The sequence below is a fragment of the Amycolatopsis sp. M39 genome, from assembly GCF_001651785.1.
In the GTDB taxonomy this organism is placed as follows: Bacteria; Actinomycetota; Actinomycetes; order Mycobacteriales; family Pseudonocardiaceae; genus Amycolatopsis; species Amycolatopsis rubida.
Genome location: NZ_LWSF01000005.1, coordinates 387,011 through 412,715, shown reverse-complemented (window position 1 = coordinate 412,715; position 25,705 = coordinate 387,011). Strand labels below are relative to the sequence as shown.

General features: G+C 69.4%; 27 protein-coding genes and 1 pseudogene. 9 read left to right on the top strand and 19 right to left on the bottom strand.

Translation table 11 applies throughout. The features are described from left to right. Window positions 1-28: 28 nt before the first annotated feature. Together A4R44_RS16395 and A4R44_RS16390 are read right to left on the bottom strand one after the other, a co-directional pair. Window positions 29-445, bottom strand: a complete 417-nt coding sequence (locus tag A4R44_RS16395; protein WP_067580904.1) for a Dabb family protein — start codon at window positions 443-445, stop codon at window positions 29-31. A 13-nt stretch (window positions 446-458) separates the two neighbouring features. Continuing rightward, the gene (locus A4R44_RS16390; protein WP_067580903.1) at window positions 459-1,301 is read right to left on the bottom strand and encodes an NmrA family NAD(P)-binding protein; all 843 of its coding nucleotides are present in this window, start codon (window positions 1,299-1,301) and stop codon (window positions 459-461) included. A 106-nt stretch (window positions 1,302-1,407) separates the two neighbouring features. Here A4R44_RS16390 and A4R44_RS16385 point away from each other — a divergent pair, with 106 nt between their 5' ends. After that, window positions 1,408-4,074: an AAA family ATPase gene (locus A4R44_RS16385; RefSeq protein ID WP_067580901.1), complete on the top strand. Its 2,667-nt coding sequence runs from the start codon at window positions 1,408-1,410 to the stop codon at window positions 4,072-4,074. Here the strand turns inward: A4R44_RS16385 and A4R44_RS16380 are convergent. From A4R44_RS16380 to A4R44_RS16370, 3 genes are read right to left on the bottom strand one after another with little or no spacing between them, the layout of a single operon-like run. After that, the gene (locus A4R44_RS16380; RefSeq protein WP_095213406.1) at window positions 4,040-4,321 is read right to left on the bottom strand and encodes a hypothetical protein; all 282 of its coding nucleotides are present in this window, start codon (window positions 4,319-4,321) and stop codon (window positions 4,040-4,042) included. The two genes, A4R44_RS16385 and A4R44_RS16380, sit on opposite strands and share 35 nt — an antisense overlap. Beyond that, complete coding sequence (locus A4R44_RS16375; RefSeq protein ID WP_067580891.1) at window positions 4,318-4,767, bottom strand: hypothetical protein; 450 nt, start codon at window positions 4,765-4,767, stop codon at window positions 4,318-4,320. Before A4R44_RS16375 ends, A4R44_RS16380 begins: the two co-directional genes overlap by 4 nt. Beyond that, window positions 4,764-5,429, bottom strand: coding sequence for a DJ-1/PfpI family protein (locus tag A4R44_RS16370; protein ID WP_095213374.1), 666 nt, complete (start codon window positions 5,427-5,429; stop codon window positions 4,764-4,766). The genes A4R44_RS16375 and A4R44_RS16370 overlap by 4 nt, the downstream gene beginning before the upstream one ends. Window positions 5,430-5,552: 123 nt before the next feature. Here A4R44_RS16370 and A4R44_RS16365 point away from each other — a divergent pair, with 123 nt between their 5' ends. Both A4R44_RS16365 and A4R44_RS16360 read left to right on the top strand, forming a co-directional pair. Then, entirely contained in the window at window positions 5,553-6,569 is a 1,017-nt protein-coding gene (locus tag A4R44_RS16365) for a GlxA family transcriptional regulator (protein ID WP_067580886.1), read from the top strand. Window positions 6,570-6,612: 43 nt separating this feature from the next. Next, complete coding sequence (locus A4R44_RS16360; RefSeq protein WP_067580884.1) at window positions 6,613-6,852, top strand: hypothetical protein; 240 nt, start codon at window positions 6,613-6,615, stop codon at window positions 6,850-6,852. Window positions 6,853-6,999: 147 nt separating this feature from the next. Here A4R44_RS16360 and A4R44_RS16355 read toward each other — a convergent pair whose 3' ends face one another. The 5 genes from A4R44_RS16355 to A4R44_RS16335 all read right to left on the bottom strand — a co-directional run bounded on the left by A4R44_RS16355 (window position 7,000) and on the right by A4R44_RS16335 (window position 12,540). After that, complete coding sequence (locus A4R44_RS16355; RefSeq protein WP_067580882.1) at window positions 7,000-7,683, bottom strand: ABC transporter ATP-binding protein; 684 nt, start codon at window positions 7,681-7,683, stop codon at window positions 7,000-7,002. A gap of 3 nt (window positions 7,684-7,686) precedes the next feature. Then, window positions 7,687-8,994 carry a hypothetical protein gene (locus tag A4R44_RS16350; protein WP_067580880.1) on the bottom strand — a complete coding sequence of 436 codons (1,308 nt, stop codon included), beginning with the start codon at window positions 8,992-8,994 and terminating at the stop codon, window positions 7,687-7,689. Then, the gene (locus A4R44_RS16345) at window positions 8,991-9,944 is read right to left on the bottom strand and encodes a hypothetical protein (RefSeq protein ID WP_067580877.1); all 954 of its coding nucleotides are present in this window, start codon (window positions 9,942-9,944) and stop codon (window positions 8,991-8,993) included. Before A4R44_RS16345 ends, A4R44_RS16350 begins: the two co-directional genes overlap by 4 nt. A 113-nt stretch (window positions 9,945-10,057) precedes the next feature. Further along, entirely contained in the window at window positions 10,058-10,405 is a 348-nt protein-coding gene (locus A4R44_RS16340) for a lactococcin 972 family bacteriocin (protein ID WP_067580875.1), read from the bottom strand. An 848-nt stretch (window positions 10,406-11,253) separates the two neighbouring features. Beyond that, on the bottom strand, window positions 11,254-12,540 hold the full coding sequence (locus tag A4R44_RS16335) for an MFS transporter (RefSeq protein WP_095213373.1): 1,287 nt from the start codon (window positions 12,538-12,540) through the stop codon (window positions 11,254-11,256). Between the two features lie 86 nt (window positions 12,541-12,626). Between A4R44_RS16335 and A4R44_RS16330 the strand changes: the two genes are divergently transcribed. Beyond that, complete coding sequence (locus tag A4R44_RS16330; protein WP_338080310.1) at window positions 12,627-13,268, top strand: hypothetical protein; 642 nt, start codon at window positions 12,627-12,629, stop codon at window positions 13,266-13,268. A gap of 3 nt (window positions 13,269-13,271) precedes the next feature. Here A4R44_RS16330 and A4R44_RS16325 read toward each other — a convergent pair whose 3' ends face one another. From A4R44_RS16325 to A4R44_RS51735, 5 genes are read right to left on the bottom strand one after another with little or no spacing between them, the layout of a single operon-like run. Further along, window positions 13,272-14,012: an SDR family oxidoreductase gene (locus tag A4R44_RS16325; protein WP_067580872.1), complete on the bottom strand. Its 741-nt coding sequence runs from the start codon at window positions 14,010-14,012 to the stop codon at window positions 13,272-13,274. A gap of 1 nt (window position 14,013) precedes the next feature. Then, entirely contained in the window at window positions 14,014-14,661 is a 648-nt protein-coding gene (locus A4R44_RS16320) for an O-methyltransferase (RefSeq protein WP_067580870.1), read from the bottom strand. Further along, on the bottom strand, window positions 14,658-15,248 hold the full coding sequence (locus tag A4R44_RS16315) for a nuclear transport factor 2 family protein (RefSeq protein ID WP_067580867.1): 591 nt from the start codon (window positions 15,246-15,248) through the stop codon (window positions 14,658-14,660). Before A4R44_RS16315 ends, A4R44_RS16320 begins: the two co-directional genes overlap by 4 nt. A gap of 10 nt (window positions 15,249-15,258) precedes the next feature. Continuing rightward, complete coding sequence (locus A4R44_RS16310; RefSeq protein ID WP_369805902.1) at window positions 15,259-16,248, bottom strand: MFS transporter; 990 nt, start codon at window positions 16,246-16,248, stop codon at window positions 15,259-15,261. Further along, window positions 16,197-16,634, bottom strand: a complete 438-nt coding sequence (locus A4R44_RS51735) for an MFS transporter (RefSeq protein ID WP_067580865.1) — start codon at window positions 16,632-16,634, stop codon at window positions 16,197-16,199. The genes A4R44_RS16310 and A4R44_RS51735 overlap by 52 nt, the downstream gene beginning before the upstream one ends. Before the next feature lie 138 nt (window positions 16,635-16,772). Here A4R44_RS51735 and A4R44_RS16300 point away from each other — a divergent pair, with 138 nt between their 5' ends. Then, a complete protein-coding gene (locus A4R44_RS16300; protein ID WP_067580864.1) occupies window positions 16,773-17,555 on the top strand; it encodes an AraC family transcriptional regulator in 783 nt (260 codons plus the stop codon). 3 nt (window positions 17,556-17,558) lie between these two features. Here A4R44_RS16300 and A4R44_RS16295 read toward each other — a convergent pair whose 3' ends face one another. Beyond that, window positions 17,559-18,857, bottom strand: a complete 1,299-nt coding sequence (locus tag A4R44_RS16295; RefSeq protein WP_067580862.1) for a carboxylesterase/lipase family protein — start codon at window positions 18,855-18,857, stop codon at window positions 17,559-17,561. Between the two features lie 10 nt (window positions 18,858-18,867). Next, the gene (locus A4R44_RS16290; protein WP_067580860.1) at window positions 18,868-19,770 is read right to left on the bottom strand and encodes an MBL fold metallo-hydrolase; all 903 of its coding nucleotides are present in this window, start codon (window positions 19,768-19,770) and stop codon (window positions 18,868-18,870) included. 102 nt (window positions 19,771-19,872) lie between these two features. Between A4R44_RS16290 and A4R44_RS16285 the strand changes: the two genes are divergently transcribed. Next, window positions 19,873-20,883, top strand: coding sequence for a helix-turn-helix domain-containing protein (locus A4R44_RS16285; RefSeq protein WP_232791631.1), 1,011 nt, complete (start codon window positions 19,873-19,875; stop codon window positions 20,881-20,883). A 150-nt stretch (window positions 20,884-21,033) separates the two neighbouring features. Here the strand turns inward: A4R44_RS16285 and add are convergent. Both add and A4R44_RS16275 read right to left on the bottom strand, forming a co-directional pair. Then, a pseudogene (add, locus tag A4R44_RS16280) lies at window positions 21,034-22,003 on the bottom strand (adenosine deaminase). A 153-nt stretch (window positions 22,004-22,156) separates the two neighbouring features. After that, on the bottom strand, window positions 22,157-22,555 hold the full coding sequence (locus A4R44_RS16275) for a hypothetical protein (protein WP_067580857.1): 399 nt from the start codon (window positions 22,553-22,555) through the stop codon (window positions 22,157-22,159). A gap of 668 nt (window positions 22,556-23,223) precedes the next feature. On the opposite strand from A4R44_RS16275, the gene A4R44_RS52375 reads away from it, so the two are divergent. The 3 genes from A4R44_RS52375 (at window position 23,224) to A4R44_RS16260 (ending at window position 25,694) form a co-directional block, all read left to right on the top strand. Then, window positions 23,224-23,724 (top strand): DUF397 domain-containing protein, encoded by a 501-nt coding sequence (locus A4R44_RS52375; protein ID WP_369805899.1) that lies wholly within the window; start codon window positions 23,224-23,226, stop codon window positions 23,722-23,724. 158 nt (window positions 23,725-23,882) lie between these two features. Next, window positions 23,883-24,785: a Scr1 family TA system antitoxin-like transcriptional regulator gene (locus A4R44_RS16265; RefSeq protein ID WP_067580852.1), complete on the top strand. Its 903-nt coding sequence runs from the start codon at window positions 23,883-23,885 to the stop codon at window positions 24,783-24,785. 27 nt (window positions 24,786-24,812) lie between these two features. Beyond that, window positions 24,813-25,694: an SAM-dependent methyltransferase gene (locus tag A4R44_RS16260; protein ID WP_067580849.1), complete on the top strand. Its 882-nt coding sequence runs from the start codon at window positions 24,813-24,815 to the stop codon at window positions 25,692-25,694. Window positions 25,695-25,705 lie beyond the last annotated feature (11 nt).

Genomic DNA, 25,705 nt, shown 5'->3' with positions numbered 1-25,705 from the left:
AACCTGAAAACTGGGGGCGGGTGAACCGTCAGCTGGCGTGCCGCCCCGGCGCCGCGCTGCCGGTGTACTCGGCGAGCCCGGAGATGAGTTCCGCGATGTCCGGCACGTTCGCGAACCGGCTCCGGTGGACCTCGGCGATCTTCGCGCCGATCTCCGGGTCCGGGTCGTCGGTGATGTCGGACGACATGAACCGCTCGACCAGCGGCAGCCCCACCCGGTCCAGTTCGAGGTGCGCCGGATGGTTCATGTACTCCGCGTACCCTTCGATGTCCTCGATCACCAGGACCGCGCCCAATTCGTACTTCCCGCCGAAGTCAGGGCCGACGACGCGTGCCTTGACCGCCGGGATGCGGTCGAACAGTTCGCGCATCTTCGCGGCGGTAGCAGTCTTCTCCCCGGCGGTGACCTCGGGCTTGAGCGTGAAGCGAATGCTGTGGTAGATCATCGGAATTTCCCTTTCAGCGGGCCGCGAACGCGGCGGAGTAGTCGAGCGCGAAATCGGTGAGGTCACGGGCGGGGCGTCCGGTGAGGTCGGCGACGGCGGTGTGCACCTCGGCGGCCTCGCCGCGGGCGTAGTGGGCGTAGTCCTCGACCAGGCCGCCGATCTGCCACGACGGGAGCAAGCCGGCGAGCGCGGCGGCGAACTGGCCGGCGGGTGCGTCGTGGAAGGCGATGTCCCGTCCGGTGGCGGCGGAGAGCGCGTCGGCGATCTGGGCGTGCGTCACCGCGCGCGGACCGGTGAGGGTGTAGGTGCGGCCGGAGTGTCCGTCGGCGGTCAGCGCGGCAGCGGCGGCGGCGGAGATGTCTCGGGTGTCGATGGCGCTGACCGCCGCGTCGCCGATGGGCGCGGCGATGAATCCTCGCGCGACGGTGGCGGAGAAGTTGAGCAGCGCCTGCAGGTAGAGGTTGGGCCGGAGCACGGTGTAGTCGATCCCGAGCTTCTCGACGTGTGCCTCGACCTCGGCGTGCCAGCGCAGGAAGCGCACCGGCGAATCGGCGCGGGCGGCGTACTGGGAGAGCAGCACGAGCCGGTGGACGCCGGCGTCGCGGGCCAGGTTCGCGAACTGGATCTGCAGCTCAGCGGCATCGGGAGCGGAGGGGCTGTTGAGGAAGACCGCGTCGACCCCCTTCAGCGCCACCGCGATCGAGGCCGGGTCGCGCAGGTCCGCGATCACGGTCTCCACGCCGTCGACGGGACGGCCCCTGGTCATGGCGCGGACGGTGCTGCCGCGGTCCTGCAGAGCGGGGATCAGCGCGGACCCGACGGTTCCGGTCGCGCCGGTGACGAGCACTGTGTCCATTGTGGAACTTCCTTTCCTCCGGTGGCCTGTCACCACCATCGCCCGGACACCCCGCCGCTCGCGTCGGTGACAATCGCCTACCTCGCCTGCCCCTAAGGTTTCGCCTATGCCCACCACGTCCTCCCTCATCGGCCGGCGCGACGAGATCGACCGCCTCCTCGCGCTGGTCCGGGCGGCGGAGCGGGGCGAGGGCGGGGTGCTCGTCCTGCGCGGCGAGGCGGGCATCGGCAAGAGCGCGCTGCTGGACCACGTCGAGCAGGCGGCGGAAGGGTGTCAGCGCATCCGGGCGTCCGGGTCGGAGTACGAGGGCGAAATGCCGTTCGCCGCGCTGCACCAGCTGTGCGTTCCCGTCCTGGCGCACCTCGGCACCCTCTCGACGCCCTGCCGCGATTCCCTCCTGGTCGCGTTCGGCCTGGCCGAAGGCGCGCCGGACCCGTTCCGCGCCGGTCTCGCGGCCCTCGAACTGCTGGCCACGGCCGCGGCGGAACGTCCGTTGCTGTGCGTGATCGACGACGCGCACTGGCTGGACGCCGCCTCGGCACGCGCGTTGACGTTCCTGGCCAGGCGCATCTCGGCGGAGCCGATCGCGATGGTCTTCGCCGCCCGCGACCAGGAACCGGTCCCCGGGCTGGACGAGCTGCCCGGGCTGACCGTCGGCGGCCTCAGCGACGCGCACGCCCGCGACCTGCTGGCCAAGGAGAAGACCGGGACGCTGGACGAGCGGGTGCGCGATCGCCTGCTCGCCGAGGCTCGCGGCAACCCGCTGGCCCTGATCGAGCTGCCGAAAGCAGGCGGTTTCGCGCTGCCGACGCCGTCGCCGATCGCGAGCCGGATCGAGCGGAGTTTTCTCTCTCGCATGGCCTGCCTGTCCCCGGACGCGCGGGAGCTGCTGATTCTCGCCAGCGCGGACCCCACCGGAGACCCGGGCTTGCTGTGGGCGGCCGCCCGGCGGCTGGACCTCGACGTGCCCGCCGCGAGCGCCGCCGCCGAAGCGTCCGGGCTGATCCAGTTCGACACCCGCGCGCGGTTCTGTCATCCGCTGGCGCGCTCGGCCGCTTACCGCGCGGCTGAGCCAAAACAGCGGCAAGCCGCACACCGGGCGTTGGCCGATTCGACCGACCCGGACACCGCTGGCGACCGCCGTGCGTGGCATCGTGCGCAAGCGACCGCCGGGCCGGACGAGGAGGTCGCGGCTGAGCTGGAGGTGTCGGCGTCCCGCGCGCAGGCCCGCGGCGGGGTAGCGGCCGCCGCCGCGTTCCTCGAACGGGCCGCCGCGCTGTCGCTCGACCACGGCAAGCAGGTCGAACGCACGCTCGCCGCCGCGCGGGCAACGCTCGCGGCAGGCCGGACCGACGCCGCCGCCGAGCTTCTGACCAGCATCGACGCCTCGACGTTGGCGGTCCCGCAGCGCGCCTCCGTCGACCTGCTGCGCGGGCAGATCGCCTTCGTCCAGGGCCCGGACGGGGCGGTTCGCGGTCCAGAGATCATGCTGCGGGCCGCGCAGCAGCTCGCCGGCCGCGATCCCGAACGGTCGCGCGAGTTCTTGGTGGCCGCCTTGGAGATGGGGCTCGTCGTCGGAAGGGCCGCCGGAGTGCTGGACCGGGTGCTCGCCGCCGCGCCCCCGGCCGGGCCGCCGGACCTCCTCACCGCACTCGTGCGGTTGACCGCCGAAGGCCACCGCGCCGGGGTGCCCGCGATCCGGGAGGCCCTCACCGGCGACGACCAGGGCTGGACCCGCACGCCCGCCCTGGCCACCGTGCTCGCGGGCGAACTGTGGGACCTCGGCCTGCACCGGACGATCGTCGACTGGCTGACGCGGACCGGGCAGGCGACCGGATCGCCGATGACCGTCCGGCTCGGCCTGTCGCAGGCCGCGGTCTACGCGGTGCTCACCGGGAACTTCGGCCAGGCGATGGCCGCGATCGCCGAGGAAGAAGCCATCGCCGACGCTCTCGGCGACCCGCCGCAGCTCTACCCGCGAGTGCACCTGGCGGCGATGCGCGGGCGCAGGCAGGAAGTGCTCGGCCTGTTCGCCGAGGCGACGAGCCGACGCACCGGCCAGCTGACCGCGAACGCGCACTGGGCGATGGCCGTGCTGCACAACGGCCTCGGCGAGTACCCGGCCGCGCTCGAAGCCGCAACCCACGCGATCGCGAGCGGCGACCTCTTTCTCACCGGCATCGCGCTGCCCGAGCAAATCGAAGCCGCCGTGCGGTGCGGGGAAGACGCCATCGCCCGGTCTGCGCTGGATGCGGTGGTCGAGCGCACGGAACCCGCGGGCACCAACTTCGCACTCGGCATCGCGGCGAGCGCGCGGGCGATGGTCAACGACGCGGAAGACGAGTACGTCGCGGCGCTCTCGTATCTGACGGACAGCCCGCTTTCCGTACAGATCGCGCGGGCGCATCTGCGGTACGGGGAATGGCTGCGCCGCGCGGGCCGTCGCCGCGACGCGCGCGAGCAGTTACGGGCGGCGCATGAGCAGCTGTCGAAGATCGGCTTGGAGGCGTTCGCCCGACGTGCGGCTGATGAGCTGCGTGCGACCGGGGAGGTGGCGCGCAGCCGTTCCGCGCATACCTATGACCGGTTGACCATGCAGGAGATGCACATCGCGCGCGAGGTCGCCGCGGGAGCCACGTCGAAGGAGGTGGCTACTCGGCTGTTCCTCAGTCCCCGGACGGTGGATGCCCATCTGCGGAATATCTTCCGGAAGCTCGGGATCACCTCGCGGAGGCAGCTCAGGGACATGCCTGATCTTCGCGACGCGGACTAGGCGGAGACGCCGCCCGAGCCGCCAAAAGTCCGCCGATTCCGGGAACCAAAGCCAGCAGCCACCCCCGGTGCCGGCCGCCCAGCACCAGCACCGCGGCGATCACCGTTGCCGGATAAGCCACTCCGTGCACCGGACCCAGCACGCGCGATACCTCCGGCTGGTGCACAGTCACGACGTTCCCCAGCATCAGCACGAGCGTCGCCAATTCCACCGCACCAATGATTTCCAGAACCCGGCGCGGGTTCACCACCCCACCCCCGTCGTCGAACCGGGACGGTAGATCATCAGCACGACGACCGCCGCCCAGAGCAGGTTGAACATTCCGGTCGGCATTCCCAAGCGAACAGTCACCGGTTGATCGGAACCGAGCGCGCCGACGACGCGTTTCTGCCCGGGAAGGATCAACCCGACCAGGATCGCGGCAGCGGCGGCGGTCAGAATCAGCGAGACAATCAGCCAGGTGTCCCCGAGCACCCCCATCCGCGCACCAGTCGCGAGACCGAAGACCGGGACCAGCACTCCGATCACCGCGTAGACTCGGGTGGTCCGGTGCAGGACCTGCAGCGTCGCGGCCTTCTCCGGATCGTCGGAGGCGAGCCGGGCGGCGCTCGGGAACATGCTCGCGGCGACCGCGACCGGACCGATGGCGAGAATGGCCGCTAATACGTGAATTGACAGCAGGAAAGCGTTCACGCGGTTTCACCGAAACCGCTCGCGCTGTCCTGAAGTACGCCGTCTTCTTTCCAGGTGGTGCCGCGACGTTCGTATGCGAAAAGCTGCTCGACGGCATGCGCGGTGCGCGAACCAAAATCGCGCTCCAGCACGTAGAGAGCCACGTCGAGACCGGAAGTGACGCCACCGCCGCTGATGAGGTCGCCGTCGTCCACGACGCGGGCGCGGACGGCGTTCGCGCCGGTGGTGCCGAGCTGGTCGACGCCGAGCAGATGCGTCGTCGCGGTGCGGCCTTCGAGCAAACCCGCCATCGCCAGCGCGAGCGAACCCCCGCAGATGGTCACGATTGTGCTGTCCGGGTTGTCGAACGCGCGACGCATCAACGGCATCGCCTCCCCGGAAGCGAAGCGCGACAGCAGCACAGGGATGGTCTCGACGCCCGCATCGGGATCGCCGTCCATCGGGCCGGCGGCTCCGGGGACGAGCACATAGCCGGGCATGTCCGGGTCGAACGCGGCGGTCGCGGTGAGGGCGAGGCCGGGGACGCCGGAGCGCACGACTCCGGGGGCCTCCGCGCTCACGAGTTCGACGGCGAGTTCACCGCTCGCCGACAGCACTTCGTACGGAGCGACGACGTCGAGCGGGTCGAACCCGTCGAAGAGCACGAACTGGGCCCGCAGCATGGGTGGTTCCTTTCGATGGACGCTTTCGTCCATCGAAAGCCAATGGAGATGATCTCCACAATGGCTATCTGGACAGCTTTCACCGGTATCTGGCCACTCCGGGAGATGCCTTACCCTTCAGGGATGTACACCACAGTGGTGCTCGCCCTCCCGGACGCGATCCCCTTCGATCTGGCCACCCCGATCGAGACCTTCGGACGCGTCCGGCTCCCGGACGGCCGCCCGGGGTACCGGACGCTCGTCGCCGGTCCGGAGCGCGACATCGAGGCGGGCCCATTGCGGCTGACAGTCGACGACGACCTGGACGCCCTCCAGCGCGCCGACCTCATCGTGGTGCCCGGACGGGAGAACCCGCTGGCACCGGCACCGCCCGCGGTCCTGGCAGCATTGCGAACCGCCGCGGATCGAGGTACGCGAATCGCGTCGATCTGCGTCGGCGCATTCACCCTCGCCGAAGCAGCTTTGCTCGACGGCCTGGACGCGACGACGCATTGGCTCGCCGCCGACGAATTCAAGCGGAAATACCCGGCCGTCCAGGTGAATCCCGATGTGCTTTACACCGACAACGGGAAAATCCTCACTTCCGCAGGTGCTGTCGCCGGAATCGATCTGTGCCTGCACATCGTCCGGAACGATTACGGAACCGTTGTCGCGGCCGACGCCGCCCGTCTTGCCGTCGCGCCGTTGCACCGGCCCGGCGGACAAGCGCAATACATCGTCCGCAACCGCGCGCCCAGCCGGCCGACCACGCTCGACCAGGTCCTGCCGTGGATCGAGGACAACGCGTACCGGGGCCTCGCGCTCGCGGACATCGCCGCCGCGGCCGGGCTGAGCGTGCGCACGCTCACCAGGCGTTTCAAGGACGAAACCGGCCAAAGCCCCCTGCAGTGGGTCGCCGGCGTGCGCATCCGCCAGGCACAGGAGCTGCTCGAAACGACCGACCACACCGTCGACCGGATCGCCGCGCAGACCGGATTTCCGACGACGAGCAACTTCCGTTCCCAGTTCGGCCAGGTCGTCGGGGTGACGCCCGGCGCGTACCGGAAAGTATTCCGGCCAGGGCCGCATCGACCAGCCGATGAGGCCGTCTTAGCGAAGGCGACGCCGGTCTTCTTGCCGGAAAACGCGAAGCTTCTCTAGCTTTTGCCGACAGGAACGGTGAAATCCGAGGGGGGACGGCCAGGTGACCGAGCCCCAGGCCTACGCGACGCGAGCGGAACCGGAGTCCGGCGGCGGACCGCGGCGACGCGGCCTCCGGACCCGGCTCGGCACTACCCGGGTCATGGCGTCCGCGGCGATCCTGGTGCTGTGCCTGCTCGCGCCGCGGTACGCCAGCCACGTCTCCGGCACCGATCCGGATATTCGATCGTGCCGCAGCTGGCGTGGGGCCAACGGCATCCCGGCGGCACGCGGTTCTCGCTGAGCGAGATCGTGTCGCCGTGCGAGATCGGGATCGCCTCGCCGCCGCATCATCCCCGGCTCGGTGTGCTGCTCCGGGTCGCCGATGTGATCCGCGGCGTATGCGCGGATCCGGCGGATCCTGCCGCCGATCGACGAACCTGGAGGTGTTTCAGTGACCGCTGGCGACGCGCTCCTGCGGTGACTCTGCTGCGCGGCCGGAAAGCTCCACGATCCGCGAACACCGATCAGCCACCGCTTCGTCGTGCGTCGCCACGATGATCGTCTTGCCCGCCTCGTTGAGCTTCTGCAGAAGGTCCAGGACCCGATCCCGGTTCTTGGCGTCCAGCGAGCCCGTCGGTTCGTCGGCCAGGACGAGGTCGCACGGTTTCAGCAGCAGCCGCGCCACGGCGACGCGTTGCTGTTCGCCGCCGGACAGCGAGTGGATCTTCCGGTGCTGCGACCGGCGCAGCCCGACCTGCGCGAGCGCCTCCTTGACGCGGTCCTGCTTCGGCGTCCCCCGCTTGGCGTAAGTGAGCGCGACCGCCAGATTGTGCTCGACCGTCTCGCTGTCGATGAGCGCGAAGTTCTGGAACAGGTAGCCCAGCCGGTCGCGGCGCGCCAGATTCGCCGCCCGGGAGCGCGGCCGGGGTGCGCGCTCGCCGAAAAGGCGGACCTCGCCGCCGTCCGGCGATTCCAGCAGGCCGAGCAGATTCAGGACGGTCGATTTCCCGGCCCCGCTCGCGCCGGTCAGCGCGATGAACTCGCCCGGCTTGACGCTGAGGGCGAAGTCGTCCAGGACCTGGTGGAGATCGTACTGTTTCCGGATTCCGCGGAGTTCGCACAAGAATTCCATGGGTCACAGCTCCTTCAAGCGGTCGACCGTGTTGCGGCGCTCCAGGACGCGAGCGGTCACGACCACGAACATCGCCTCGATCGCCAGCGAGAGCACTGATACGGCGGCCAGCTCCGGCAGCCGGTCCAGCGGGCCCGCCGCGGCACCGGCCGGAGACAGGGTGTGCATCGCCAGCACCGCCAGCCCGATCCCGGCCAGCACGGTCTGGCCCAGCCACGTCCCGCCGAGGGCGATCAGCAGTTCCCGGTACGAACGAGCGAAGCCGATGCCGTGGAGCCTGCGCACGGTGAGCCGGCGGCGCAGCCGGTCGGAGCCGATGAGCACGATCACCGCGGTCAAGGCGACCAGGACGAACAGCGCCGCACCCGCGAACACGGCGATCTGGGTGATGCCGCCGCGCACCTGGTCGATCTGCGCGGCCATCGCCTCGTGCACGGTCACGAGGTGCTGGAGATTGTCGTCGAGCTTGAGTTGCTTCAGCTTCGGACCGAGCGCGGCCAGCGTGCCCGCCGGATCGTCGCCGACGCGGACCTTCAGCCCGGTGTCCAGGCCGCCGGTGATCGCGTTGAGCCGGTCGACGGTGAGGCTGTTCGCCGGGGTCATGATCTCGACGATCGGGTCGGTGATCAGGTTTCCGTGCCCGGGATCGACCTGCGGGTCGTAACTGAACACGCCTTGCCCGGAAGCGGTCCAGACGATCCGGACGCTCTGGCTCGTGAACCGCGGCTGGTCGCCGGTGATGCGTTGTTCCGCTCGCGTCGCACCGGTGATTCCCGGGCCACCGGTGCGGGTTTCCTGAAGGAGCTGACGGATTTGGGCTTCGCGCGGCTTGAACTGCTCGGGAACGGCGACGACCCACGCCGGGTCATCGGCGGCGACCGTGATCGGCTTCCGCGAAGCGTCCAGAATGGGGTACTGCTCAAGGTAATGCGTGTTGACCCGGATCGGCGGCACCGGCCACCGCGACGTCGGGTCCGGCGGCGTGCCCGGCTCGTAGTTGGCGGCGTCGACGAAAAGCGCGCCTGCCCGGTCGAGCACCGGGTAGAGGTCCCGGGCTTCCGCGACCGACGAGGCGTCGCCCCCGGTTTCCATTTCCTGCTGGTCGTTTCCGATCATGCGCGGGTAGAAGACCGCGTAGCCCTGGACTTTCTCCCACGGCGCCAGCAATTCCTGCTGCTTCGCCAGTTCGGCGAACTGCTGCCAGGCCACCACGGCCAGCACCGCGAGGATCGCGCCGCATACTGCCTTCACCGCGGCCGGTGCGGCGATCGCCAAGCCGAACGGCGAACGGTGTCGCGTCCTGTGATTCACTGCAGACTTCCTTTGACGAGATCCGAAATGCGCACCCGGTGGACGACGAGCAGCCCGATGCCCAGCGTCGCCGCGAATCCGGCTGCCGTCACCGGTGCCACCGCGTACAGGAACGACGGGTCCACGCCTGGAACGACGAGGACGACTGCGGCGCACGCACCCAGCCCCAAGACGGTGGCGCCGATCTGCGTTCTCCCGACGACCTCGTACCAGATCCGTGCGGCCGGATGACCGATCAAACGGAGCACGCCGATCCGCTTTCCCTCGCGCAGCAACCGGAACGCAATGACCACAGTGGACGCGCCCCCCAGCAGATACGCCAGGATTCGCAGTCCTGGCCCACTTTCCGTCGGCTGGTCGCCGCGCGGTGACGAGGTCAGATCGGAGACCGTGACACCCGCTTCGGCCAACCGCTCGCGGACGAGCCCGAGAAAACGGCCCGTGGCGGGCCCCGCGTCCACCACGTACCGGCCGGAACTGGGCAAGGAATCGAACGCCTGACGCAACGGCGCGAACGTGAGGTCGTACCGGTCGGCGAAAACCGCTGGCACACCGACGCTTCCCGCGTTGCCCGACGTCGAGACCGTCGCCGAACCGCTCCGCGACTCCGCCGGGCTGAGCCACCGCCCCCGCGCGAGAGTGAATTCGCCGAACAACGCCGTCCGATCGCCACCGAGCAAGATGTAATGCGTAATGCGCTCGCGGTCCGCTTGAGTGCTCACGACGGTGCGCACAACCGTGGCACCGGTCGCCTCCGCAGCTTCGGCGAGAATGCGCAGCGTCGTCTCCGGATCGGCCGCCTGCGGGCGTTCCGGCCACACGAACGGCACTCCGATCCGGTCCGCCGCGGTCTCGCTGCGCGCTTCCTGCTCCAGAACCACGTCCATCAGGACGACCGCCGGAACAGCGAACAGGATTCCCGCGAAAAGGAGAGAGAGGATCAGTCGCACGGAAAGCTCGCTCTCGTCGCTGCTGCGTGCTTGCTGCGGTGGAGGTGCGGTGCCGGGACCCCGTCGGCCCGGCACCGCACCGCGGTGATCATGCCCGCAAGGTCAGGCCACGATCACGCGTTGGGGTTGTAGTAGGCGTAGCAGGTGTAGGCCCACCCGGCCCTGGCGTGCGCGTTGGACCAGGAACCCGCCGACGCGTACCGCTTGTCGTTGGCGGCGCCGATGGCCGCCGTCGAGCTGTGGTAGTTCTTCGGGTGGTTGTAATTCGAGTAGCAGCCTTTCCAGATGCCGTCACTGCCGGAACCGTGGCACCAGGTGCCGCCGCCGGCGCTGCCGCAGCCCGCCGGGACAGCCTCCCGGGACGGCGACGCATTCGCGGCCGAAACGATCCCCGCGGACATGACGACCGCGAGCGAAGCGACCGAAGCCGCCCTGGCGATCTTCAGAGACGCAGACCCCATTGTCATGATTTCCCCATTCTTTTTCCTGATTTCCCCGGAGCGGGCCGCTCCCGCACCCTGAACGAAAAACATTCAGGTTTACCCTCGGCACGGTCATGCCGGGACGAGAACAGCCGCGTCGTCCCCGCCGGCCCCCGACGCCGGCGGGACGTATCCGCCGAAACATTCCGGCGGGCAGGAGCGGTCGATCAGGACAGGTGCGCACGCACCCGTCGGCAACCCGCTGACCTGCGGTAACAGCTATTTCTTCACAGAGTGCCGCGTCTCGTGCGCGGCGCGAAGAAAAACGGTGAAAACACCTGGATCCCCCTAGCGCTCGACTCCCCCATCTGACGCTGGGCAAAACACTACCGAACGTACCCGCAATCGGCCAAACGTCTTTCCGTGATGTCACTGAGATGGCGTAGCCGCTCCCGGAGCGTCGCCGGGCGTTACGGCCACCCGGACCAGCCAGCGCCGCCACGTTCTTTCTCCCCGGCATTCCGCCGATATTCCACTCCCGTTTCGGAATACCAGTCGCCGCCGGACTGGGAGAATCGCCGGATTGCCGCGGACAGGAAGGACCCGCGCGGTGTCACGCGCCGCAGAGCCGCTCCACCGGCGCGCTGGATTCGCTGCTCGCGGAAAACACTTCCCGAAGATCACGATCGGCGGCCTCGACGGCCGCGCGCACACCTCCCGCCGCGGCTTCTACGAGCAGTTCGGTTCCAAGGAAGCCTGCCTGGTCGCCCTGCTCAAGGAAGTCGCCGCGACAGGATCCCCGGCGGTTTACCGCACCGAGCCCTGGGAGACCCCACTCCGCCAGCTCGTCATCGCGTGGATCGGCATCGCCGACGCCCGGCCCGCCCTCATGCTGAACCACCTTCCCGACGCACCGCTGCTGGACACCCCGATTCCGCCGGACGGCACACCGCTGTCGCGGGGACAGCTGTCGGTGCGGGGAACTGGCGGTCTCCCCTCACACGCTGACCGACCCGCACTCCAGAAACCACGGTAAGCACAGCCGCGGCCACGATCACCACAGCGGTGACCAACGCGGTCAACGACCACCCGATCCGCTCAGCCGCCATAGCACCAAACGCGGTACCCAGGCTTCCCCCAGCGAAATACACCACCATGTAAGCACTGTTGAACCGCGCAGGCGCATTCGGCTCAATCGCCAGCACCGTGCTCTGATTCGCCACCTGCGCGGCGAAAAGCCCCGCGTCAAACAACGCCAAGCAGAGCAACGTCGAAACCGTGCTCGGCAACGCGACAGCAAGCACCGCGCTGGCGACTCCAGCGAGACTCAGTCCACAGAGGATCACCCGGCGCGCGCCCACCCGATCGGTCCACGCTCCCGCGATCCGGGTAGCGAAAATTCCCGCTATGCCGGCGAAAGCGTACAACCCGATTCGCTCGGCGGAGTACGAGAAGGGCGGCCTCGACAGCGCGACCGCGATCCCGGACCACACCGCACAGAACGCGAAGAACCAGAGCGTCCCCCGGACCGCCGCGAGCCGAAGCACCGGATATCGCCGGTATAGCCCCGGAATCGAGCGCAACGTGGCGAGGTAGCCGCGATCGTTCGCACCGGCCGCCGAAGGAAGCACCAGCAGCACCGCCACCCCGACCACCGCGCATCCGGCGGCGAACACGCCCAGCATCGCGCGCCAGCCGATCAAGTCGGACAGCCAGCCGCCGACAATGCGGCCCGCGAGGATTCCCGCTGAGATTCCGGCGGTGACGATCCCCAGCGCGGTAGCTCGCCGGTCCGGGCTCGCCAACCGGGCAGTCACCGAACTCAACCCGGCGCCGACCGACGAGCACGCACCGAGCACGCCGAGCACCAGACCGAGCAACCACACTTGGCCGACGATCGCGTTCAGCCCCAACGCAACCGCGAGCGCACCGAACTGCGCCGACAGGACGTGACGCGGCGGAAACTGATCGACGAGCGGCACCAGCAGCGCGAGCCCGCACAGGTAGCCGACCGGTCCGCAGGCGAGCGCGACGCCGACCGAGCCGGGCGACGTGCCGAGCGCTCCGCCGACCTCGGCGATCGCGGGCTGCAGCGGGTAGCCGGCCGCAGTGCCGAGCGCGGCGGCGAGCGAGATGAACCAGACGACAGGACCGCGAATGTTTTCCGAATGCACGGGCCGAGCGTAGGAAGGACGCGGCGGAAACGCTGGCGGAAATCCGCCATCACCCGAAGCGCCGGACAAGGCGCCGCGGTTGTGGGATGATCGAGTTCCATGACGACACCACCGCAGGCACCGCGCTCCGGAGAGTTGCCGCGCCGGCCGGTCCGGTCATGACCGGCGAGCGGGCGCGGCAGATCGACGTCGGCCGTCTTCCCGAGGACGTCGCGGACCTCATCGACGCACTCGGGCCGGGCGAAAACCTGGTCCTCACCAGGGATGGCGACCCGATCGCGATGGTCTCCGGCACTGGTGTCCGGCCCGAACCGCCGCGGACGGACTACGACGACGTGACGGTGGTCGCCACCGCGATGAAGCTGTCGGCCTCGGCCCGGATGTCGCTGTCGGCCGAACTCGGCTCCGGCTACCTCGTGCTGGACCTGCACTCGGCGCCGGCCACCGCCGACGTGCTGCTCGTGCCGCCGGTCAGCCCGCAGCTGATCGGCGGCCTCCGGGCGAAGTTCCCGAAAGCCCGGGTCGTCCTCGCCGAGGTCGAGGACGCGGAGCTGGGCGTCAGCTACCACGGACCGGTCCGCCGGCTCCTCGACGCCGGCGCGGAAACCTACCTGACCTCGGCGAACGTCCCGCATCTGGCGCGGCAGCTCGACCACGCGGTCACCCAGCGGCAGCAACTCGCCGCCGGAACCGCCGCGCCGCTGGAGATCAGCCCCGCGGACTCCTGACCGCTACAGGCCGACGCCGCCGGACACGTCGAGTTTCGTGCCCGTGATCCAGCGAGCGTCGTCCGAAGCGAGAAAAGCGACCGCGTCCGCGACGTCCTCGACCTCGCCGATGCGGCCGAGCGCGGTCCGGCTGACGTTGCGTTCCAGGTTTTCCGGTACGTCCAGCAGCGCCGCTGTCATGTCGGTCCGGGTGTAGCCGACCCCGACGGAATTCACCGTGATGCCGCGGGGAGCCAGGTGCTTGGCCAGAGTTCGGCTGAACACGTCGAGCGCGCCCTTGGTCATCGGATAGGCGATCCCGTCCGGCGCCGTGACCCGGGTGGCGACCGACGAGACGGCGATGATCCGCCCGCCGTCGCGCAGCCGGGGCAAGAGGCGCTGAGTCAGGAAGAACGGGGCTTTGACGTTGACCGCGAACATCTTGTCGAATTCCTCCGGGGTGAGGACCTCGATCGGCCGGCGCAGGAAATAGCGGCCTGCGTTGTGCACCAGGATGTCGATGTCCGTGTCCAGCGCGGCGGCGAGGGTCGCCGCGTCATCGGGAACACCGAGTTCGGCACCCACCGGGAAGGCCCGTCCGCCGGCCTCGGTGATGGCGGCGACCGTTTCCCGGGCAGCGGTCTCGTTGCTGCCGTAGTGCACGGCGGGCAGGGCGCCGTCGCGAGCCAGCCGCTCCGCCACCGCCCGGCCGATGCCCCGGCTGCCACCGGTGACCAGCGCGGCCTTGCCGCTGAGCCGTCCCATCTCAGCGTTCCTTCCGCTCGGCGACCTTGACGCACAGTTCCGTGCCGCCGTGCAACGGCAGCGAGACCGACACAAATCCGTGGGCCGGGTCGCGGATCCAGGCCAGGAAATCGGGTTCGGCGTTGTCGTTCAGCACGTAACCGCCGATCCTGAGGTGCGGTGCGACAAGCTCGATGACCTCGCGGGCAAGCGACGGTTCAGCGCCAAGCCACCCGTCGATCAGGGCGAAGTCGACCTCGCCGCCGAGGTCGCGCAACGTGACCCGGGCGTCGCCTTCGCGGATTTCGGCGTAGTCGGCCAGCCCGGCCTCGGCGAGGTTCCGGCTGGCCGCGGCGACCTTGGCGGGCACCAGTTCCGCACCGATCACCGTGCCGCCCCCGTTGTCGCGCACCGCGGCCGCGGCATAAAGCGTCGACAGGCCGACCGAGGTGGCGAATTCGACGGTCCGGGTGGCGCGGATGCCACGGCACAACAGATAGATGAGGTCGCCTTGTTCCGGAGAGATCGAGAAACCGTAGTCGCTGTATTCGTGCGGGTCGCGTTCAAGGCCGTTGCGGGGGTCGTCGGCCGGGTACTGTTGTGCCGCGACGAGCTTGTCGATGACGGCGTTGACGGCCGGATCGCGGAGCGGGCGGTGGACGCCGGTCATGCTCGGGCTCCCCTCAACCAGGCGTGGCCTTCTTCGACGATTTCCCGTTCCCGCTTGCTGAAGCGAGTCGGGCAGGTGCCGGGCACCTGGTGTCCGCTGCGCTCCAGCAAATAGGCCAATGCGGCGTACTCGCGCGGATGCCGAAGCGGGTCGAGATCGTCGGTGGGCCGAATCCCGTAGGGGTAGGTGAAGCCGCCCATGTCGTAGACCGAATCGCGGCGCGCGATGCGCCAGACGCCGTCCCGGCGGTCGATCCGGTCGAGGAATCTGTTGTGGACGGTCACGCCGATTCCCAGTTCCCGGTGATCGGCGACGAGCATCGCATTGGTCTCCACGAAGGCACGGCCGCCGGCGGCCTCGACCACCGGGGTGCCGATGAAGTGCTTGCTGCGCAACGGTCCGCCGCTCATCCGGCGCGACCCGTCGACGAAGTCCCCGGCCGGTCCGGAAAACCAGAGGATCGTCAGGGTCGCGTCGTCGTGGAAGAGATTCGCCAGCGCGTCCCAGTCCTCCCGGTCGCGATGGATCCAGCCGGTCGTCAAGTCGGCGATCGCCTGCCGGTCGGCGGCGAGAAGTTCTTCTGTCATCAGGAATCTCCTAGTCTCGCGTGGACACGAATTTCGCGGCGACCGCGGCGAATGCCGCCAGGATGAGGAACGCGGCGGTGAACCCGTCCCGGGTGGGCAGTCCGTCGCGGCCGGAGATCACCGTGGCGGCCGCCTGGGTGCCGATCGCTCCGCCGATCATGCGGACGACCGTGTTCATCCCTGTGGTTTCCGCGACGTTTTCCGCCGGAACGGAATGCACGCACACGGTCAGCAGAGTCGGGAACGCGATGCTGAAGCCGAGCCCCATGAGCCCGAGACTGATCATCATGTCGTACGGATGGCCGTTCCAGAGAGCCATGTAGCCGAATCCGGCCGCCGTGGTCAGGGTGCCGAGGACGAGCGCGGCGGTAGCGCCGATCCGGGCGGCCAGGCGGCCGGCGAACGGACTGACGATGATCGAGGGAATCGACATGGGCAGGCAATAGAGGCCACCGGCGAGAATGGACGCGTGGTAGCCGAATCCGGCGGATTCCGGAAGCTGGGCGAAGATCGGGTAAACGGCGAAAGCGGCATACAATCCGGCGCCGAACAGGAACGCGACGACGTTGGTCGTCCACACGCCGCGCAGCCGCATCAGCCGCACGTTGATCAGCGGATTGCCGCTGGCCGCCTCGGCGCCGCACCAGATCGCGCACACCGCGGCGCCGCCGATGAGCAGACCGAGCGTGCCGCCGGAAGACCAGCCCCACGTGCCGCCCTCGCTGATGCCCAGCACGACCGCCGTGACCCCGGCGACCAGCAACACCGCGGCGAGCCAGTTGATCCGGCCGCCGGGGCGCACCGGCGATTCGCGCACCAGCGACCAGGTTCCCGCCAGCGTCACCAGCGTGATGACCAGGGGAATCCAGAACAGCCAATGCCAGCTCAGCCCCGGCAGCAGCAGGCCGGGCAGGATGATCCCGACCGCGCCGATCCCGATGGTCGCGGTCACCGCGCCGATGCCCGCCGCGACGCGCTCGCGCGGGAACTCGTCCCGGATGATCCCGATCGCCAGCGGGAAGAGCCCGCCCGCGAGCCCCTGCAGCGCACGTCCGGCGACTCCGGCGCGAGCGAGTCCGCCGTCGCGCACACGAGCTGCCCCGCCGCCATGACCGACAGCACGATCAGCAGCATCCGCCGCTTGCCGACCATGTCCCCCAGCCGCCCCACCACCGCGGTCGCCGCGGCGGCGGCGAGGAAATAGGCGGTCAGCAGCCAGGTCGCGCCATTCTCGTTGGTATGCAAATCCCGTTGCAGCAACGGCAATGCCGGAACGACCACGGCGCCAAGGACGCCGTAGGTGAGCGCGCCCAGCATCAGCGGCGCCAGCACCAGCCACACCCGGACGTCCTCCTCGGGCCGTTTTTCCCGCACCGCGATCGACATCCGCGCCCCCCTTCTTCTAGCTAGCTTGCCTAACCAGAATCGCCCGGCGGAGAGCCCGCTGCCACCGCCCGCCGGACAGCCGATACCGGTATTCCGCCAAGATCACCGGCCGACCGGCTGGCGGTATCCTGGAAACCGATGCCGAAACGCCGCCACCTCTGCTGGTCGGGCGACGATCCCATCCAGGGCCGCTGGTCGCTGGCCCACGGGGAAGGGGTCGTCGCGCATCAGCACGCGCGGGGACAGCTGCTGTACGCGGCGAGCGGGCTGCTGGCCACCACCACCGAGCGGGGCACGTGGGTCGCGCCCGCGGATCGCATCTCGTGGACGCCGCCCTCCTTCGAACACGGCCACCGCGCTTACGGCACGACCGAGATCAGCATTCTCGAAGTGCCCGCCGAACTGTGTTCCGCGCTCCCCGCCACGCCGACCGTCTTCACGGTGTCCGCGTTGCTGCGCGCCGCGGTCCTGAAACTGACCGGCGGCACGACCCTGCGGCCGGACGTCGGCGATCGGCTGCTCCGGGTGCTGGCCGACGAGCTGACCGAACTCCCGCAGCAGGCGATCTACCTGCCCGAACCCGCCGACGACCGGCTCCGCGCGGTCACCGGTCTCCTGCGCGGGAACCCGGCCGGGACCGCCACGCTCGGCGAACTCGGCCGGACGGTGGGGGCCAGCGAGCGGACACTCAGCCGGCTGTTCCGCGCCGAGCTGGGGATGAGCTTCTCGCAGTGGCGCTCGCAGCTGCGCATCCAGCACGCGCTGGTGCACCTCGGACAGGGCCGTTCGGTGACCGACACCGCGCTGCGCTGCGGATGGGCCAACCCGACCAGCTTCATCGAGACCTTCTCCGCGATCCTCGGCCAGACGCCGGGGAGTTACCAGGCCGAACTTAGACGCCAGGCCACAACGGTTCGGTGAGGCTCAGCCGCCGAATCGCCGCGGCTCAGCCTCCGCCCAGCCTGGCTCCCCGGTCCGGGCGAAGGCGACCCACGCCCCATGCACCTCCTCGGCGAGACCGGCCGGAGCAGCGTCCGGCCCCAGCAGGCCGGTGTCGCCGTGCAGCCATGGTTCATCCGCGAGATCGAAGACGAATGGCAACTCGACGGTGTGCGCCGCACCCAGCCGTCCGTCCAGGGCGGTGGAGCGGTAGCCGAAGGAATAGACATACGTGCGGCCGGTCTCAGCGTGCGCTCGGACCATTCGAGCGGTGCCGGCGCCGAACAGCAACTCGCCCAGCTGGCCGGCGGTGCGGTCCGGTTTTCCTTGCGGTACCAGGTAAAGCCGCCCCTCCTCGGTGTTCGTGCCGATCAGCAGGTCGAGGCCGCCGACCAGGCTGTCGGCGGGCTGCACCGGCAGAACCAGGCTGAACGGGCTGAGCCCGGCAAGCGGATCCGCGGCGGTCGCGGTGCGCAGGTCCAGCCCGGCCAGGGCGGGCAGGATCTCCAGGAACCGCTCGTCCGGGATCTCCGCGAACGCCGCCGCGGCCGGTTCGACGCCTAATGCGGCAGCCGCGGCCGTGGTAACCCGTTGCGCCTGCTCCGGGGCGAACGCGCCCGTGCCGCTTCCGCTTTGGACAATCGCGCGCCGGAACAGCCCGGCAGCCTCCGGAGTCGCGAGCAGCGCACCGGTGAGCGTCGCCCCCGCCGATTGCCCGAACACCGTGACGTTTCCCGGATTCCCCCCGAACGCGGCGATCGAATCGCGCACCCACCGGAGTGCGGTGAGGACGTCGAGCAGCCCGCGATTGTCCGGAGCTCCCTCCAGCGCGAGGAAACCGGGGATGCCGAGCCGGTAGTTCACCGTCACGAGGACGATCCCGTCGCGAGCGAAAGCACTGCCGTCGTAGAGCGCGGCGCGGGTCGAACCCGTGACAAACCCGCCGCCGTGCACGAAGACCATGACTGGACGGTCACCGGCGTCCGCTGCTGGCGTACGCACGTCGACTGTCAGGTATTCCTCGCCGGGAACCCAGCCCGGCCCGAAGTACGGGGTCAGGTCGAGCCGCCCGAAGTCACGCGTGGGCTGCGGAGCGGTCGGCGACGGGCGAGTACCGTCGCCGACTCCGGACCAGCCCGGATGCGGCTCCGGCGCAGTGAACCGGCCCGGCCCGATCGGGGCCGCGGCGTAGGGAATGGCCCGGTAAAGCTCGCCTGCCGCGTCGCGAAGGCCGTGCACCGCGCCCGCCGCGGTCTCGACGACCGGATTTTCTTGCTCGGACACGAGAATCCCTTCAGCAGATCCGGGAGAACCCGGCCCACTTCTTGATGGCGAACTTCATCCCGTCCCGTTCGACCTCCGCCGCGCCGGAACCGGGAAAATGCGCCGGGAAGAGCAGCGCGTTGTCCTCCGCGGCCCGGCCGAGCAGGGTGCGCCGGGTCGCCCGCGCCGCCGGGTCCTCGCAGAAACAGGAGTTGGTCTCCGGCTCCGCGATCTGCAGCGGGGTGTGCACCAGATCGCCGACGAACAGCGCCCGGTCGCCACCGGAGTCCAGCGTCAGCACGGACGAGCCGGGAGTGTGCCCTGGCGCGAGGCCGAGCCGCAGATTCCGGTCGATCCGGTACGTCCCGTCCCACAACCGGACCTGTCCCGCCCGCCGCACCGGAGCGACGCTGTCCTCGAAGACGTTCTGGTTCCCGCGCCCGAACACCGTCTCGTTTTCGTTGGCCAGATCCCAGAACTCGAAGTCCCGCAACGGCATCAGGTAGGTGGCGTTCGGGAAGGCCGGTACCCAGGTCCGGCCGTCGAGCCGGGTGTTCCAGCCGACGTGGTCGATGTGCAGGTGGGTGTTGACGACGACATCGACGTCCCCGGGCGAGACACCGGCGGCGGCGAGGTGGCCGAGGTAGCTGGTGTCGAGGCGGCTCCACACCGGCGCGTACGGCCGGTCCTTGTGGTTGCCGACGCCGGTGTCGACGAGGATCGTGCGGCCCTCGCTGCGCAGCAGCCACGACTGGATCGCCGACTGGCACTCGCCGGTCTCCGGATCCCAGAAATCGGGGACCAGCCAGTCGCGGTGCTCGTCCCACGAGCCCGCCGGGCTGTCCGGGAAGAACTGGTCCGGGCTCATCCCGACCGACCCGGAGAACTCCTTGACGCGGGCGACCGTGACGTCGCCCAGAATGATCTCGTCCATGCGACCGAGCCTGAGCGGACCGGCGCGCCCGGACCACTCCCGCGTTTTCCTACCCCGCGCGGGGTGTGGCAGCGCGGTTCGCCGCGGCGGATAGTGGAACCCGTGACCGCTGGCCCGCTGGGAGACTTCCTGCACGCCCGACGCGCCCGGCTGCGCCCCTCCGACGTCGGCCTGCCCGACGTCGGACCGCGCCGCCGGGTCGCCGGACTGCGCCGGGAAGAGCTGGCGCGGCTGGCCGGCGTCAGCGTCTCGTACTACACGCGGCTGGAGCAGGGCCTCTCGCGCGGCGCGTCAGCCGAGGTCCTCGACGCGATCGCCCGCGCCCTGCGACTGGACACCCACGAACGAGCCCACCTGGACCGCCTCGCCGACGCGGCCCGCCGCACACCCCAGCCGCGCCGTCCACGCCAGGAGAAGCTGGCCGGCGAAACGCGCGACCTCCTCCGCGCGCTCGACGGCGTCCCGGCGCTGGTACTCGGCCGCCGGACGGACGTCCTGGCCTGGAACCCTCTCGGGCACGCCCTGCTGGCCGGGCACCTGGACCTGGCTCAGCGCCCCAACCTGAGCCGGATGCTGTTCCTGGACCCGCACTGCCGCGAGCTGTACGCGGATTGGAAACGCAAGGCCCGCGCGGTGGTCGGCAACCTGCGCGGCACCGTCGGGAAACACCCCGACGATCCGCTGCTGGCCGAACTGATCGGCGAGCTGACGATGAAGAGCCCGGAGTTCGTCTCATGGTGGCGCGACCACCGGGTCGGACCCTGTGATGCCGACTCCTCCGAGCTGCGGCATCCGGTGGTCGGCCGGGTGACGGTGACACAGCAGACCCTGTCGGTGGCGCGGTCGCCGGAGCAGGTGCTGATCGTGTGCACGACTCCGGAGGGGTCGGCTTCGGAGGAGGCGTTGACGTTGCTTCGGCAGGTCAGCGGCCGGAAGCCGGACGCGGCCCAACCGGTGCGGGTGCCGGGCCGACCGACCGGCCTTGGCAGCCGGAAGCCGGACGCAGCCCAACCGGTGCGAGTGCCGGGCCGACCGACCGGCCTTGGCAGCCGGAAGCCGGACGCAGCCCAACCGGTGCGGGTTCCGGGCCGACCGGTGCGGGTACCGGGCTGACCGACCGGCCTTGGCAGCCGGAAGCCGGACGCAGCCCAACCGGTGCNGTGCCGGGCCGACCGACCGGCCTTGGCAGCCGGAAGCCGGACGCAGCCCAACCGGTGCGGGTGCCGGGCCGACCAATCGGCCTTGGCAGCCGGAAGCCGCCGGTCAAGTCTCCGCACCGGTTCCGCTCGCGACTACCTGGTCGATCCCCGCCGTCATCGCCGCCTTGGCCTTCTCGCCCAGCAACGATGCCTCCACCGCCTTCTTCGCCAGCCGAGCCACCTCCTCCGTGCGCAGACCGAGCGTCGTGGCCACTGCCAGGTACTCGCCTTCCGAGGTCGCGCCGAACATCGGCGGATCGTCGGTGTCGAGGGTGACGACCAGTCCGTGGTCGAGCAGGCGCCGGACCGGGTGGGCGGCGATCGAGGGCACCTGGCGGGTCCGGACGTTCGACGTCGGGCACACCTCGGCCGGGCTGCGGTGCTCGGCGAGGTACGCCAGCAGCGCCGGGTCCGCTGCGCAACTGGTGCCGTGGCCGATGCGTTCCGCGCCCAGGTCGTGCACCGCCGACCAGATCGCCGCGGGACCGCTCGTTTCCCCGGCATGCGGCACGCTGTGCAGGCCCGCCTCGCGGGCGGCGGTGAAGAACGGCTCGAACCGCGCTCGGCCGACGCCGATCTCCGGGCCGCCAAGGCCGAAGCCGACCAGTCCCTCCGGTCGCTCCCGCAGTGCGAACACCGCGGTCTTCCGGCCGGCCTGCACGCCCTTCCCCTCGGGAATGTCGAAGCACCAAGCCAACTCCACGCCATGCTCCGCCTTCGCGGCGGCGCGGCCTTCGACGAGTCCAGTGAGCAGTTCGCCGCCCGGCATGCCGTCGAGGACGTGGTTGTACGGCGTGACCGTCACTTCGGCGTAGCGGACGTTCTGGCGCGCGAGTGCGGCGGCGAGGCCGAGAACGAGCGCATGGATGTCATGGCGGTCTTTGAGCATCGATTGCACGGCCCAGTAGACCTTGAGGAAATGGTCGAAATCGCGGAATAGGAAGGGTGTCTACGCCGGCGGAACCGACGAGGTGGACGTGCAACTCGGCTTTGGGCAGGGCATGGATGAACGCGCGCAGGCTTTCGCCGGGCATGAGGACGCTCCCTGAAGAGGAGAAGTGGTGCCGGAGACGGAAAACCGGGACGACTCAGGGAGCGAGGTCGCCACGATCGAAGTCGGCTCCGTAGAGCGGCAGCTGGAACTCCGGCACGGAACCCACTGTAGCGAGCCGGCGGAGCGGAAAAAGCTACCGGCGATGGCTGGGCCTGGCCTGGTTGAACAGCACCACGCTGCAAATCAGCACCAGCCCGGCGACCGCGACCCCGACGACCGGGCTGATCAGCAGCGCCACCGCGCTGATCACGCTCGCGGCGAAGGTCAGCTGCAGGCACCCCCACAAGACCGGTGCCAGCCACGAAAGCGTCTCGGACGCCGCGCACACCCATCGGCCCCGGGCGACCGGCTTGCGGTGCCGTCCCGGGCCGCGGCGGGCGAAGACTTTCGTCGCGGCCGCCACCATCTCGTCACGGGTCGCGATCCGCTTCCCGCCGCGGGCCGGGGCGACGGCGGCGCCGAATTCGACGCGTTCCACCCGTCCGGCGCGGTCGTCGTCTAGCGGGCCGGTGTTCTCCAACGGTACAGTCATCTCGTCTGTTCCTTTACCTAGAAGAGGGTTTCAGACATCCCCGTGGCCCCCTGTTCCCGCAGGGGGCCACCTCTATCTCTCCGGGCACGCGACCCAGTTCGATACTTCTCATCTTGGCCACGAGCACACACAGACCTCGATACCCACTGACGGTCGTCTCGCCGAGCGGCGGGCAGCGGTCGGTTAACGGCAAAGAGATACGACGAACTACCGTGCGCAATATCAGTCCGCCGGTTCTGCCCGGGCGCACCGGTAACTTCGGCGAAAACGAACTCCTCGGCCGAACTCCGGTTCGCAGCCGTCCAATCGGGTTCCGGCCTGCGCCTGCCTGCGTTAACGGGCCCGGCACAGCACTGCACGCGAGGTCCCGCCCGGGAGGAAAACACTCCTCGAACCGGAAGGCAGCGACGATCACTAGCGCATCGAGAACAACTTTTCATCACTCACAAGAGTGGTAACAGGCGCTTGCCGAGCACCGATCAAGGAGAACTGCGACACACCGCCACCGGGAGCCCTGACCAGTGACTTTCCCGCGAAAACCCGACCGCCGGAGAAATTCGGCATTCAGCCAGCCCGTTGCGAAGTTCTCCGCTTATCGCATGCCCTACGACATCTGCCGACTGGAATATGCATACCTGCCCGGGCGAGACAGAATATTCTGACATGCCTTGCCCGCACGGCTTCCGGCACCCCGGCCACGGTTCGCCGGAAAGCCGCCGGCCAGCCGCTCACGCTGCGGCACAGGACAAATCCCGGCCAGGAAAAGGACAGCACCCGCCACCGCGATCACCCGAGAAAACTGCCCCGACGCCAAACAGGTGAACTTATCGGCCCATTTCGGCATTGTGCAAGTCAGCACCTTGCTTCGGCATATTCCATCCCTGATCCTGAGGCCTGAATATTCCGAAGAAGGTCAGCGGCTTGACAAGGACGAAATTATGAGTTCTTACGATCCGAACACCGTGAGTTCTTCGCTCGACGACGCGGCCTGGCAGCGGCCGTCCGCGTGCGGCGGCAACGGCGGCGACTGCGTCGAGATCAATCTCAGCGATCCCGACGTCGTCGCGGTACGGGATTCCAAGATCAGCCGTTCTCCCGCGCTCGTCTTCGACAATCAGGAATGGGCCGCATTCTCCGGCGCGCTGCGCGCGGGACAGTTCGACCGCTGATCGCGCACAGCTCGTCCGCCCCGGTCCCCCATTCGGCACAACCTCCCGGACAACCGGGCGAACCCGTCCGTCTTGGCCTGCGGTAATGCGAGGGACTATCATGATTTCGTGCTCGGAAAAAGTGCGGTTTTCTCCCCCGATCGGACGGCTCGGCCCTCGTGAGCCGGCTTTCCGTCGAGGCCCAGCTTGTCGAACTGGGCAACATCCTCGTCACCGCCCGCGTCGAACGCGGGCTGACCCAGGGCGAACTCGGCGACGACCTCGGCTACACGCAGCCGAACATCAGCAAGATGGAGCGCGGCAAGACCCGGATCCATCCGCATTTGCTCGACCGATGGATCGACGTCCTGGAGATCGATTCCGCCGAGGCGGAGCGGATGCGCCAGTACAACCTGGCCTCCCGCGCCGACCGGGTGTGGAACGCGCGGCGCCTCGCGGCCAGCCCGGCCTGGTTCCATCCGGTGTTCGAGGCCGAGCAGGAGGCCGCGATCGTCCTGAAGTGGACCGGCGAGCGCATCAGCGGGATGCTGCAGACCGAGGACTACATGATGGAGCAGTTCCAGGCCTACGGCCGCACGGACGTGACCGACGCCGTCCACGAGCGCAAACTGCGGGCCAAGCTGCTCGACGACTACCCGGACCGGACGTACAAGTTCCTCCTCAGCGAAAGCGCGGTCCACCGGCTGACCCGCGCGCACACGGACAATCCCTACGTCGCGCTCGGCCAGGTCCGCCATCTGCTGAATCTCGCCCGCAACCATCCCGCGGCGACGATCCGGTTCGTGCCGTTCGACAACGGCCCTTTGCACGTCGGCCCCGATTTCACCATTTTGCAGTTCGTCAACAACAAGCTCGACCGCTCGTTCGCCGAAACGTCGAACGGCGTCCAGACCTTCATGAACGAAACCGAAACCTACGAGACCGATCTGCAATCGTGGGAATCCCTTTCGAGTGTCGCCCAATCGGCCGAGGAATCGGCGATTCTGCTCGAAGAGGCCGAGGCGGACCTGCTCAGCGTCCGCCCGCCCGCTCCCCGCAGGGCCGGAGAGAGGCTACGCTGATCCCGCGCCGTCGACCACGAGGAGAAAATGGTGACTGGCCTGGAGCGCGAGTCCTTTCCGCCGCCGGGGATCGATCTCAGCCGTCCCAGCGTGGCCCGCGTGTACGACTGTTACCTCGGCGGAACCGCGAATTGGGAAATCGACCGGCAGTTCGCCGAACGCATGCTGCGCGATTATCCGATGGTGCGCCCGATCGCGCGGGCCAACCGCCGGTTTCTGCACCGGGTGGTCCGGCATCTGGTGCGCGGCGGAGTCCGGCAGATCGTCGACCTCGGTTCCGGCGTCCCCACGATGGGGCACGCACACGAAATCGCCGAGCAGATCGCGCCGGGCGAGGTGAAGGTCGCGTATGTCGACTGCGAACCGGTCGCCGTCGCGCATTCCACCAGCCTGCTGCGCGAACAAGGAGACCCCGCCCGGCAGCTCGCCGTGCACGCCGACCTGCGCGACGCGCGGCGGCTCTGGTCCCTGCTCGCCGGGTCGGGCGTCATCGACCTCGACCAGCCGATCGCGCTGCTGCTCATTTCCGTTCTGCACTTCCGGCAACCTCCCGCGCCCGGCAGCGGAAGCACCGCGGACCTCGGCCCCCGTCTCACCGCCGAGTACCGCGATCTCCTCGTCCCCGGGTCGTATCTGGCGCTGTCGCACGTCACCGACGAGGGCGTCCCGCCGCACTGCGAGCACCTGCTCGCCGCTGCCAAGCAGCGGTACGCCGCCGCGGGCACCGGCCTCGTCTACCGCGACCGCGCCGAGATCACCGGCCTGTTCGGCGACTTCGCCCTGCTCGAACCCGGCGTCACCTGGACCCCGCTGTGGCATCCGGAGGAAGCCGGCCCGGACGACCCGACCGTCCCGCTCGACGCGGCCAACGAGTCGCTGCTGCTCGCCGGGGTGGCCCGGAAGGAGTGATCACCGCGCCC